Consider the following 11,940-nt stretch of genomic DNA (forward strand, 5'->3'; position numbering starts at 1 on the left):
TACCATGGCGCGTGGACCGTGGGGGCCATCAAATATGCGCAGGTTCATGTTGCCTTAATGTGAACGGTTTTCAGCAGGCCGCGGCGTGCGCGCCGGGATGGGCATGTTCATCAGGATGGTCCTTCGCCCTGAGCACCCGGCCAAAGGGGATTTGTCCGTAACTGGCGACATAGGTGTCGTCCTTCCATGCCGTCCTGCCCGCGATCATCACCTCGCGCACCACGCCCACGGGGCGATTGACGACCTGACGGCACCCGAACTGGGTGCGATATATGAATTCATATGTGGCTTCCGGCTCCCATCGGCGCAGCGCATCGGGGTCGATCACGCACAGATCCGCCCGCGCGCCCGTATGCAGCACGCCCGCATTGATATTGAAGAACGCCGCCGGCAGGCCCGTGAGCCGATGAACCCCGACGGCCACTTTCCCCAGCCCGTCCTGCTGGGCTATTTTTAGCAGGCGCAGGTTGCCATCGTAAAAACCCATATTGGCCAGATGCGCGCCACTGTCGTTGAAACCCGGCAGCGTCTGAGGGTGGAACAGCAGTTCTTTCACCCTGGCCGGGTTGCGGTTGGCGATGGTCGTTTCCCACCGCAGGTCCGTATCCCATTGCCGCAGCAGGTGAATGATGAATGTCGCGTCATCCCCCACCGGGTTGGGGAAAGTGCGGAAAAACGCGTCTTCATCCGCACTGGCAGCACCCCTGCGCCCCCTGTGCGCCTGCCAGCGCAACAGGCGGCGATAGGGGGCACGCAATGTCTCCCCATACCAGTTGTCCAGCGGGGCGGCGGCCACGATCATATCCGACAGGCGGCGGGTCAGGACGGTTTCCTCCTGCCTGAGCAGCCGCCGCAGCCGCGCGATGGAGCAGCCGGTCCGGCCCTTGAGCCACATATGCCGGAAGGATGCGATCCATTCGGGGTCATTGAGGATATGCGCGCGCCCGGCGCGATCTTCGGGTTCGAGTTCGTTCAGGGCGCGCAGTTCGGGAATCTCGTCGGCCAGGGGATTGATCGCCCCGTCGCTCCATAGCCGGAACGTGCCGGACAGCGCCTGGAAGCGGAAATACCCATCCAGAAAACGCGAATTGAGAATGGCCGAGAGCATGAGACACAGCGCCACGGCGGAGCGGTTGGTCTGGAGGTCGAGCACCGCCAGCACCGTCGTCCTGAGCGGCCGCCCGAACAGTCGCCCGCTTGTCAGCAGGAAACTGCGGACCGCATCGATAAAATTGTCCTTCGGTGGTGTCGCCTGCCATACCCGCCCGTAGCGGCGCACCACGCCGGTCAGTTGCCGCAGTTCACGAAAACCCGCGTACTGCGTGGGGATCCTCCGGTTCTTGTGCGGATCATTCGCCAGAAAGTGGAAGGGCAGCGCATCGGTCGAAAACCCGGGATAACCCTGTGCCATGGCCGCATCGACCAGCCCTTCCATCCGCGCGCGTTCGCGCCGCGTGGGGCGGCGGCTGATGGAACCATGCAGGCCCATCACCTCGATCCGCAACATGGAATGCGGCATGAGCGGCACGACATTGGGGCCAAGCGGCAGCGCCCCCAGATGGTCGAGATAGCCCTGTGAATCCGTCCATGAACAGGTATCGGCCACCTTGCGCAGCACGGATTTGGGCATGTTCTCCACCCGGGCGAAACAGTCCACGATGGGGTCTTCCCCATCGCGGCGCTGGTTGCCAAAGGTCACGCCAAGGGAACAGTTGCCGATAACCACCGAAGTCGTGCCATGCCGGACGACCTCGGGCAGTTCGGGGGCCACTTCCAGTTCAAGGTCAAGATGCGTATGGATATCCAGCAGGCCGGGCATGAGCCACAGCCCGGTGCAGTCCACCACGCGCGTCTCGGCGCCCGCGGGCAGGTCCGCGCCGATTGCTGAAATGATGCCGTGTGACACGGCGATATCGGAAATGATGGGATCGCATCCCGTACCGTCAAAGAACAATGCGTTACGATAAAGGGTATCGGGCACCTATGCCTCCATGAAGAGGCCATGACGCGAACATGGCGCGATAGCGTGGCATGGCGTCCAGCCCCGCTATCGCACTGACCTGAACGCCCGGCAATCATAACCCTATGGAAACGGATTGGTTGCACGAAAAACCATGCCCGCCCCGAAGGTTCAGGGCGGGGGAATGTTGTGGGTGCCGCTTACGCGGAACAGCAGGAACAGGGCGATGAGGATCAGGATGATCGGCAACAGGCCCAGTCCGTTGAAACCCGGGCTACCCGCACCGCCGTACCAGCCGGAACGGTAACCGTACCCACCCCCGCCAATGGCGAAGATGAGCAGCACAATAACCAGCAGAGTCAACATGGGAGGTACTCCACCATAAGCCTGCTGTCCCAACGTCGCATGGTGTATAAGGTTGCGCGTGCCTCCCGGCGCGAAATCCCGATGGTCCATGGGCGCGCGGGGATGGTGGTGCTGGATGATCCGGAGGTGCGTTGCGTGATTCCCTTTTCCGTCCTTGACCTCTCCCTCATTACCCGTGGCGCCAGCATAGCCGACGCGCTGCGCAATACGTGCGATCTGGCCCGGTTGGCGGACGGGCTTGGATTCCACCGCTACTGGCTGGCGGAACACCACGCGATGCCGGGCATCGCCTCGGCCGCGACCGCCGTCCTGATCGGGCAGGTCGCCGCCGCGACACGGCGTATCCGTGTGGGGGCGGGCGGCATCATGCTTCCCAATCATTCACCACTGGTGGTGGCGGAGCAGTTCGGCACGCTGGAGACGCTGTTTCCCGGCCGGATCGACCTCGGCCTTGGCCGCGCGCCGGGGGCGGACCAGCGCACGGCCCGCGCCCTGCGCCGCGACCCGCATGCACCGGACCGTTTCGCGGAAGATGTGGTGGAACTGCTCCATTATTTCGAACCACTGGCCGAGACCGAGACCCACCATATCCGCGCCATACCCGGCGCCGGGCTGCGCGTGCCGGTATGGTTGCTGGGATCATCGCTGTTTTCCGCCGTTCTGGCCGCGCGCCTGGGCCTGCCCTACGCCTTCGCATCGCATTTCGCGCCCGCGCAGATGGAAGATGCGATCACGCTGTACCGCGCGCGCTTCGAGCCATCCGAACGCTGCCCGGAACCCCATGTCATGCTGAGCGTCAACATCATCGCGGCGGACGACGCCGAGGAGGGGCGGCATCTGGCGACATCCCTCCAGCAATATTTCATTGCCCTGCGTCGTGGCCGGCCCATCGCCTTCCCACCGCCACTGGAAAAGGGAGCCGCACCCTGGCCCGTCGCCGAGCAGGCCATGCTGGAGCAGACGCTGGCCTTTACCTTCGCCGGGTCAACCCGAACGATCGCCCCGCGCCTGAAAGACTTCATCAACCGCTACCGGCCCGATGAACTGCTGGCCGCGGTGCCGGTTTATGATCACGCACAGCGGCGCCACGCGCTTGAACTCACGGCGGAACTGGCCGCACTGCCCGACAGGGGCGAAGGCGGATAGAGATTTTGTGGAGACATCGACCTGTTGCTGATAATTGCCAGATACAATGTCCTGTCCGATTACAAAGGCCTTTATCAGGCTGCTAGGGCAGGCGGCCCAGGTACTCCAGCATTAGATTCCACAGCCCCTCATCATCCACTTCCCGCAGGAACAGGGCATTGGGCGGGCGGTCCGTAACCCGCCACCAGTCAACCGCCGTCGCCCCCTGCATGAGCGCGCTGCCCACCTCGACCGAAACATTGACCTCGCGCCCGGCGAACAGGTCGGGCGCGAGCAGCCAGCCGATCGTGCAGGGATCGTGCAAAGGCGCGCCGTCCCAGCCATATTTGGCCAGATCGAACCGCTCCGAAAAACCGAGCATGGCGGCGGCGGCCTGCGCGCATTGTCCCGGCATGGCCCGCAGCCGCGCCAGACGCCGTGCCGAGATGAGAAAACGGTGCGTCACATCCAGCGGCACAAGTGTAAGCGCCACCCCGCTGCGTAATACGATATCCGCCGCGTCGGGATCGGCGAACATATTGAATTCGGCGCTGGGGGTAATATTGCCCCCTTCCGAATACGCCCCACCCATGGAGACGACCCGCCCCAGCCGCCGGGCGATGTCAGGGGCCTTCACCACCGCCATGGCCAGGTTTGTCATCGGCCCCAACGTAACCAGCGTGATGCTGCCTGGCGGGTGCGCCCTGACGGTCTCGATCAGGAAGTCCACGCCATGGCGTGCCTGCGCGCGCAAGGTGGGGGCGGGCAGGGCGGGACCATCCATGCCCGTGCGCCCATGCACATGCGCCGCCGTAATGGGCACACGCCGCAGCGGACGCGCGCAGCCTGCGTAAACCCCTATGTCCCGCCGCTGCGCCAGTTCCAGTATCCGGCATGCATTGGCGGTGGTCTGCTCCACCGGCACATTGCCCGCCACGGTCACCAGCCCCAGGACATGCAGACCGGGCGCGGCAAGTGCCAGCATGATGGCAATGGCGTCATCCTGTCCGGGGTCGGTGTCGATAATGATCCTGCGCACGGTGGCTTCTATCCTGAACTGGTGGAAAAAACGCTTACGGAATGATGATACCGGCAATGGCCGCGCTCGTCAGGTTCGACAGCACGCCTGCCAGCACCGCGCGTGCGCTTTTACGCGCCACTTCCTCGCGCCGGTCAGGACACTGGCTGCCGAACGCGGCCACAAGTATCCCGATCGAACTCAGATTGGCAAAACCACACAGCGCGAAGGAAGCGATCGCCACCGCCCGATGCGACAGCCGCCCCGCCTGTATCGCGGCCCCTAGATGCACGTAGGCCACGAATTCGTTCACCACCACCTTCAGCCCCAGCGCGGCCCCCACCGCGCCGCATTCCGCCGCCGGGACACCCAGCAGCCACGCCAGCGGCGCAAAAACCAGCCCCATGCCATATTCAAGCGACAGGGCGGGCAAGCCGATACTCCCCCCGATCCAGCCCAGCAGGCCATTGGCCAGCGCGATCAGCCCGATACACGCAACCAGCATGGCCGCCACCGCCAGTGCCGTATGCGCGCCCCTGAGCGCGCCCTCCATCACGGCCTCGAAAAACGCGCGATGATACGCGGTGCGGCCGGCCTCAAGCGGGCTGAGGCCACTTTCGGGGCCGCGCGGTTCCAGAATCTTGCCAAACATCAGGCCGCCGGGAATCGCCATGAACGAGGCCGCGACAAGATAATCCGCCGGAATTCCCAACCCGACATACCCCACAAGCGTCGCCCCGGAGACCGAAGCCGTGCCGCTGCACAGGACGCTGAACAGTTCCGTGCGCGCCATACCGGCCAGATAGGGCCCAAGGGCCACGGGCAGTTCACTCTGCCCCACGAAAATGGTGATGATGGCGCCGAACGATTCCACCGGCGATGTGCCCAGCAGCGCCTGTACCCCCCGCCCGAACAGCCGCGCGAAAGCCTGCATGATGCCGTAATGGTAGAGAATGGCGATCAGGGCGCTGACATAGACCAGCGAGGGCAGGACCTGAAAGGCGAAGATATATCCCCCATCGGGAAAGAGCGTGCGCATATGCGGCCCCACCAGCGGGCCGAACAGGAAACGCGCGCCTTCATCGCCATAGGACAGCAGGCCCGTCACCAGACCCGATACCCCGCGCAATATATCCTGCCCCAGCGGCACACGCAGCACGCCGGCCCCGATGGCCACCTGCAGCAACAGGCATGCGCCGATCACACGCGGGCGGATATGCCTGCGATCCGTGGAAAAGACGATACCGATACATACCAGAAGTATTATGCCGATACATCCACGGATATGCATGCAACACCCCTGAGAAAACGGAACCCGGCAACCGTTTTCCCTACGGTACCCGTTAAACCGGCGCAACATTACCCGACAGATGGCAATTCCGTCCCGCCATGGCCGCAGGGGCGCGACACCCGGCCCGCGCCCCCGGCGTACTTCAGGCCGCGGCGGGCATTGTCGCCATGTCGATCACGAAACGGTATTTCACATCGGAGCGCAGCATGCGGGCGTAGGCGGTCTCGATCTCGTCCATGCGGATCATTTCGATATCGGCGGTGATGCCATGCTCGCCACAGAAATCGAGCATCTCCTGCGTTTCAGGGATGCCGCCGATCAGGGAGCCGCTGAAGTTGCGCCGCTTCATGAGCAGGCTGAAAACCGAGACCGGCAACGGATTTTCCGGCGCGCCCACCTGCACCAGCGTCCCGTCGCGCCGAAGCAGGTCGAGATAGGCGTTGATGTCGTGATCGGCCGCCACGGCATCGAGGATAAAGTCAAAACGGCCGCGTTCCTTGGCCATCGCCGCCGGATCCTTTGACAGCACAACCTCATGCGCGCCCAGGCGCAGCCCGTCGGCCACCTTGCTGGCCGATGTCGTGAACAGCACCACCTGCGCGCCAAACGCACGGGCGAATTTCACACCCATATGCCCAAGCCCGCCCAGCCCCACGATCCCGACACGCTGCCCCGGCCCGACCTTCCAGTTCCGTAACGGGGAATAGGTGGTGATCCCCGCGCAGAGCAGGGGGGCGACAGCCGCGGGATCCAGCGTTTCGGGCACCTTCAGCACGAAGGCCTGATCCACCACGACCGCGCGCGAATAGCCGCCATAGGTAATCCCGCGCCCCTGCCGGTCCTCACCATTATAGGTGGCGACAAAGCCCTGTTCGCAATACTGTTCCAGCCCCGTGCGGCAACTGGCGCATTCGCGGCAGGAATCAACCATGCAGCCAACACCCACCAGGTCGCCCGCCCGGAACCGGGTCACGGTGGTTCCGACCTCTTTCACACGACCCACGATTTCATGCCCCGGCACGCACGGGAAAATCGTATTGTGCCATTCATTGCGGGCCTGATGCAGGTCGGAATGGCAGACACCGCAATACAGGATTTCGATACATACATCCTCCGGCCCGGTGTCACGGCGCTCCAGCGTCATGGGAGCCAGGCGGGCATCGGCAGCCGTCGCCGCATAACCTACACATGAAAACATCATCATTCTCCATTTCTCTGGTACGCCGCGACCGCGCGCCGCCACACAACGCCGGTATTCTGAACAGGCACGGGACGGGGATGTCGAGGGGGCGGCCGCGCTGCTCCAGCAACCGTGATGCCCGCCAGGACGATCAGGCGCCCACCCCATTGCACCCCCGCACCGGGACGGATGGCTAGAGCGGCAGGTGCACGCTGCCATCCGCATTGCGGCTGATGGGACCACTGGCCACCACGGCCCCGATTGGCAGGACGGCGTAAAGATGCGGGAAAAGCTGGCCACCGCGCGAGGGCTCCCACCGCACGGCCGAGGGATCGAGCAGCCCCAGATCGACCGCCACCAGCATCAGGCCGTCCTGCCCACCGAAATGCCTGTCCAGCGTGGCTGTAACCTGCGCGGCGGCGGACAGGTGAATGAACCCGTCCGCCACGTCCACGGGTGATCCGGCGAATGATCCCATCCGGACGAAATGTTCATGTTCGGCCGCAGTGAGAATTTTGTAAACGATACGCTCTGTCATGGCCCCTGGTCCTGGTTCAAGGGGCAAGCGTAGGACAATCTGGCCGCGCATCCAACCACACAGACCGCGCGGAATGCCCATGGAACGGAGGGGTTCGAACCGTTCGGATTATAACCGGATATGTATATATTGCGCCCGCTCAGGTTCCCTGATACGCAAACGCCGATCCATGTCTCGGGCTTCGTCATGACATATTATGCCAGAAGCGTATGAAAGATGCCTTTTTTATGAGTATAATGAAATCTAGGATTCCATATTATACCTGCCTTGTCCTTTGTGTAATATGGTATTGTGGAAATACTTTATTCTGGCATCACTCCCCTGTTACCATAAGAGACGACGGGCTATCCTTAACATTCAATAGCATGATGGATAACCTTCTGCACGGCAGGTTCGATGTTGATCCTGATACCGTGGGGAAAGAGGGATTCCTGCGGGATGGCCGGGTCTATGCTTACTGGGGAATTTTCCCTGCCTTACTGCGCCTGCCATTAATCCTTTTGCCCAATGGGCTCCATATCGACATTACACGATTGTCGTGCGCCATTGCCGCGGTAATCATGTTTTTCATTAATTACCAGAGCGTTCGATATATTGGGAAATACGCACTGCAGAATTCACCATGGATGAAGAAACTGCTTCTGGTGGCGGTTTCATTCACGGGTGTACAAATATGCTTCCTGCGACCGTCCATCTATCAGGAAGTGTGCCTGTGGTCTCTTGTTTTTGGTATGTTTTTTGTCCAATGGGCTGTACGCGCATCCCTTCAGCCTGAGGAGACGCCAAAGGCCCTCATCTGGATGGCTGTCGCCTCGGCGCTTGCCCTGCTCACGCGTGTCTCCATGGGGATTGGGCTCTATGCGTCCGAAAGTCTGTTTGGCCTTCTGGTCTTGTGGCGCTGCTGGCGCAATACATCTGGCGCCGATGCACCCCTGTTGCGGTCATGGTTGCGTCACTGCGCCATGGCTATCCTTATTCTGGTGGTCGGGGTCGTCCTTACGGGCATCATCAATTTCGAACGTTGGGGAAACCCACTGACATTCGCCAATTATAACCTGTACCTGTTCAATACCGAATTTCCGGACCGTCTTGTGCGCACCACGCGGTATGGCCTGTTTAATGTACAACGCATCCCGCTTGGAATTTTATATTTCTTTTTTCCTGTATGGGCATTCCAGAATGCGGATGGACACCTGTTCCTTCAGGATTCATTTTCACGCCTCATAGATGCGGCCGAACTTCCACCCAGCAGCTTCTTTCTGACAGACGGATTTTTTCTTCTGCTGGGTAGCATGTTCATAATATCGCTTATGCGGCAGAGGCGGCAGGAACCAAACGTCAGGGGTTCATCCATCGCGATCATGGCGGGTCTTACCATCCCCGCGATACTCATGCTTATGGCGATCAGCATGAATTTCCGTTACCGGGCGGAATTCTATCCGATTATGCTTTACTGCGGATTTATGGGAGCGGTTGCTGTCGCAAAAAATTTCCATGACAGTAAACTTCTGAAATCGGTTTCCATATCCCTGGTTGTCATCGGGGTTATTTCATCTCATTTCGTTTTATTACTTTACGATTTGAGCAAATTTGGTCCGGGCAGTCTCCTGATCAAACATGGTGTCGTCAATTATTATCTTTCTCATATCGGGCTGAACTCATGATCAAAACGTATCAGTACGAAAGTGATGCGCGCGTGGCGATCCTCATTCCTTGCTATAATGAAGAGGTGACAATAGGCGATGTGGTAAGTGAATTCCGGAACATCCTGCCGTCCGCCGATATTTACGTCTATGATAACAATTCCAGCGACAATACATCCGCAATCGCGAAGGACGCGGGGGCGATAGTACGGACCGAACTAAGGCAGGGGAAGGGACACGTAATCCGCCGCATGTTCGCGGACATAGATGCCGACTTCTATGTTCTGGTCGATGGAGACGCCACTTATGAAGCCGCGGCCGTGCGTCGCATGCTGACATTGGCCTCGGAACAGAATCTGGACATGGTGACAGGGCAGCGCGTGACTGACAGGCAGGCGGCCTATCGTAGCGGGCATGTCCTGGGGAATAAACTTTTTACTGGTCTTGTCCGGTGTCTTTTTGGTCCCGGCTCCAAGGATATTTTTTCCGGATACCGTATATTTTCAAAACGTTTCGTTAAATCCTTCCCCGCACTGTCAACGGGGTTTGAAATCGAGACCGAATTTACCGTACACGCCCTTACGCTGGCCATGCCGATAAGCGAAGTCGAAACCATATATGTCGAAAGACCCGAGGGCTCCGCCTCCAAGCTGAATACCTATCAGGATGGCTTGCGGATATTGATAGCAATTTTCAATCTCCTGCGGCGAGAGCGCCCTCTCATGTTTTTCAGTACGCTAGGTATAATTTTCATGATCGCGGGCATCGCGCTGGGAACACCTATTGTAATGGAGTTCATCCGCACGGGATTTGTTCCGCGCATGCCTACCGCCATATTAGCAACCGGGCTGGAAACCCTGGCGGCGTTGGCATTCTGCTGTGGCCAGATTGTCGAGAATGTTGCATTGGCACGGTTGGAAGCCAAACGGCTTAATTATCTTTCCTACCCTGCGCCTCAATATAACGAGAAGCGGCTCCCGTGTAAGCGGGAAGCCTGATTTTTTGGTGTACAGGGAAAATAGTAAAGCCGCATTCGATCAGAAATCACACTCTATAGTGGGGACAGCCGCACCTGAAGCACCCGCCGTTTCCGTTGCCAGATCATACACACAACGAGCCCCGGCACGCAGATGATGATACGACCAGCAAACCCGGCCATTTTATATCAGGGACTATTTAGGCACTACTATGAATATTTTTAATATTTATAAACCCACCCAGATAATCAAAGACGAAACAAGCCCGGATTTTGAAAGAGCCAAGGAGCAGGAAAAAAATCTGTGGGAAACAAAATCCATTTGCATTCCGCCAAAAGATATTAATCAGAATAAAGTTTATATTTCTTCGAAATCATTGCAGGTCGTTATTATAAAAGATGGTGACGAGATCATACACAGTGATACGTATTGCATGGATAAAAAGGGGTCAAAACTTGGCAAACTCATGCATGGGTGTCCCAAGATAGCAAAGACCATAATGGATCCAACCAGAAAATATACAGTTGAGTTTAGAAAGCCTGAAACAAAAGACATTACTACATGGCTTGAAAGCAACTTTTCTCCAGAGCGAAAAGCGTTAGGGGCAGTCTTTCGTGATGTTTATGACTATCTGGAAGCCAGCAAAGCTGAAATTATACGAATATCAAAATCTGTTTCTGAAGATTTGCAAACAACAAAAACAGTATTCAAAAAAGTTCAGGAATCAGAAAAGCAGGCTTCCCTTGATAGGCAGGCAGCATCAAACGAAAAGAAAATTGGTGTATTGATCGGTATTTCTGGTTTTTTGCTGGGTTCTCTTATGGATTTTGGCCTCCTGAAAGACCTGGATATATTCTCAATCACAAAAACCGAAGCCGAGATAGGCCTTACGAGCGCTATTATAATCCTTATCGTTTCTGGTTTTTTGATGATGTTCCGAAAAAAATAGAGACCAAAATTTTCTTGTCAAAAACTATGCTTTGAATGAATAATACTACTCAGTATAAGTTTAGCCACCGTGATGGAGAACTTCTTCAGCCCGTCGAACGGGTCAGTGCGATGTTGACCTTCTGGTTACCGTATGTACGGCCTGAATGTCCTCGAACATTTTTATACGAAATCCACTGAGGGAGTTGCGCAGTTCCGCCGTGCCGATGCGCCCCATGTCTCTACACGGGCAACCGATCCCGCATGACGGCATGCGCGCCCAGGATTGATGCTGGGTGCCACCGAGATTTTGGGCTATAAGCGTCGGGCAGGCATGATGCTGGCATGCATACCAGCACTCTCGGATTAAGGCTTCCACCCACTGCGATGGGCACCTTCTCTGTCAGGACGCGTCCAGTCCGACAAGACCCCTCGGTTATGTTGCCTCGGGTTCAGCCGGGTTAGAACTCCGCTTACTCTTCGGACTCATGTTCGTATCCATCAGCATCAAGACTCTCATCCGCTCAGGCATTGGTTGCAGGGCAGGATTTGAATCCGGGGCCTTCAGGTCATGAGTCTGACGAGCTACCGGACTGTGGCATTATGGGGAAGGCTGCGCGCAGGTACAAGTCGGAAACCGCTCAACCAACATGTTGAACGGCAGCGAATGAGCGCAGATATAAAAAATGATTTGGGGCCAGGTTGGGGGGCCAAAATCCCAAAAACCTAGAAAGTATTAACTAGCACAGTGGTTTGATAGGTTTAATTGGCGGAGGGGAAGGGATTCGAACCCTCGATACGACTTGACATCGTATAACGGTTTAGCAAACCGCCGCCTTCAGCCACTCGGCCACCCCTCCGCCGAAGAGCACGCATTATAAGTAACACGGCGTTTGCAGGGCTGCTTTTAGCCTG

10 protein-coding genes and 1 tRNA gene are annotated in these 11,940 nt (G+C 58.3%); 4 read left to right on the top strand and 7 right to left on the bottom strand.

The window, feature by feature from the left end; genetic code table 11:
• Positions 1-70: 70 nt before the first annotated feature.
• On the bottom strand, positions 71-1,981 hold the full coding sequence (locus tag LDL28_RS02770) for an N-acyl-D-glutamate deacylase (protein ID WP_233057115.1): 1,911 nt from the start codon (positions 1,979-1,981) through the stop codon (positions 71-73).
• A gap of 150 nt (positions 1,982-2,131) precedes the next feature.
• Positions 2,132-2,326, bottom strand: coding sequence for a hypothetical protein (locus LDL28_RS02775; RefSeq protein ID WP_233057116.1), 195 nt, complete (start codon positions 2,324-2,326; stop codon positions 2,132-2,134).
• 135 nt (positions 2,327-2,461) lie between these two features.
• Here LDL28_RS02775 and LDL28_RS02780 point away from each other — a divergent pair, with 135 nt between their 5' ends.
• Entirely contained in the window at positions 2,462-3,472 is a 1,011-nt protein-coding gene (locus LDL28_RS02780) for an LLM class flavin-dependent oxidoreductase (RefSeq protein ID WP_233059161.1), read from the top strand.
• 82 nt (positions 3,473-3,554) lie between these two features.
• Here LDL28_RS02780 and LDL28_RS02785 read toward each other — a convergent pair whose 3' ends face one another.
• The 4 genes from LDL28_RS02785 to LDL28_RS02800 all read right to left on the bottom strand — a co-directional run bounded on the left by LDL28_RS02785 (position 3,555) and on the right by LDL28_RS02800 (position 7,478).
• Positions 3,555-4,490 carry a nucleoside hydrolase gene (locus LDL28_RS02785; RefSeq protein WP_370636215.1) on the bottom strand — a complete coding sequence of 312 codons (936 nt, stop codon included), beginning with the start codon at positions 4,488-4,490 and terminating at the stop codon, positions 3,555-3,557.
• A 34-nt stretch (positions 4,491-4,524) separates the two neighbouring features.
• Complete coding sequence (locus LDL28_RS02790) at positions 4,525-5,760, bottom strand: NupC/NupG family nucleoside CNT transporter (RefSeq protein ID WP_233057117.1); 1,236 nt, start codon at positions 5,758-5,760, stop codon at positions 4,525-4,527.
• A gap of 142 nt (positions 5,761-5,902) precedes the next feature.
• Entirely contained in the window at positions 5,903-6,958 is a 1,056-nt protein-coding gene (locus LDL28_RS02795) for an NAD(P)-dependent alcohol dehydrogenase (protein ID WP_233059163.1), read from the bottom strand.
• 175 nt (positions 6,959-7,133) lie between these two features.
• Entirely contained in the window at positions 7,134-7,478 is a 345-nt protein-coding gene (locus LDL28_RS02800; RefSeq protein ID WP_233057118.1) for a DUF952 domain-containing protein, read from the bottom strand.
• Positions 7,479-7,843: 365 nt separating this feature from the next.
• On the opposite strand from LDL28_RS02800, the gene LDL28_RS02805 reads away from it, so the two are divergent.
• The 3 genes from LDL28_RS02805 (at position 7,844) to LDL28_RS02815 (ending at position 11,047) form a co-directional block, all read left to right on the top strand.
• Positions 7,844-9,142, top strand: a complete 1,299-nt coding sequence (locus LDL28_RS02805; protein ID WP_233057119.1) for a hypothetical protein — start codon at positions 7,844-7,846, stop codon at positions 9,140-9,142.
• Positions 9,139-10,119, top strand: coding sequence for a glycosyltransferase family 2 protein (locus tag LDL28_RS02810; protein ID WP_233057120.1), 981 nt, complete (start codon positions 9,139-9,141; stop codon positions 10,117-10,119). Before LDL28_RS02805 ends, LDL28_RS02810 begins: the two co-directional genes overlap by 4 nt.
• 190 nt (positions 10,120-10,309) lie before the next feature.
• A complete protein-coding gene (locus LDL28_RS02815; RefSeq protein ID WP_233057121.1) occupies positions 10,310-11,047 on the top strand; it encodes a hypothetical protein in 738 nt (245 codons plus the stop codon).
• Between the two features lie 745 nt (positions 11,048-11,792).
• Here the strand turns inward: LDL28_RS02815 and LDL28_RS02820 are convergent.
• Positions 11,793-11,885 (bottom strand) — tRNA-Ser (locus LDL28_RS02820).
• Positions 11,886-11,940: the final 55 nt, after the last annotated feature.

The sequence above is a fragment of the Komagataeibacter sp. FNDCR2 genome (genome assembly GCF_021295395.1).
In the GTDB taxonomy this organism is placed as follows: Bacteria; Pseudomonadota; Alphaproteobacteria; order Acetobacterales; family Acetobacteraceae; genus Komagataeibacter.

What these genes read in the sequence shown, in the direction of transcription:
- LDL28_RS02775 (WP_233057116.1), bottom strand. Translation starts at nt 2,326, where the DNA reads ATGTTGACTCTGCTGGTTATTGTGCTGCTCATCTTCGCCATTGGCGGG.
- LDL28_RS02795 (WP_233059163.1), bottom strand. Translation starts at nt 6,958, where the DNA reads ATGTTTTCATGTGTAGGTTATGCGGCGACGGCTGCCGATGCCCGCCTG.
- LDL28_RS02810 (WP_233057120.1), top strand. Translation starts at nt 9,139, where the DNA reads ATGATCAAAACGTATCAGTACGAAAGTGATGCGCGCGTGGCGATCCTC.
- LDL28_RS02800 (WP_233057118.1), bottom strand. Translation starts at nt 7,478, where the DNA reads ATGACAGAGCGTATCGTTTACAAAATTCTCACTGCGGCCGAACATGAA.
- LDL28_RS02815 (WP_233057121.1), top strand. Translation starts at nt 10,310, where the DNA reads ATGAATATTTTTAATATTTATAAACCCACCCAGATAATCAAAGACGAA.
- LDL28_RS02790 (WP_233057117.1), bottom strand. Translation starts at nt 5,760, where the DNA reads ATGCATATCCGTGGATGTATCGGCATAATACTTCTGGTATGTATCGGT.
- LDL28_RS02805 (WP_233057119.1), top strand. Translation starts at nt 7,844, where the DNA reads ATGATGGATAACCTTCTGCACGGCAGGTTCGATGTTGATCCTGATACC.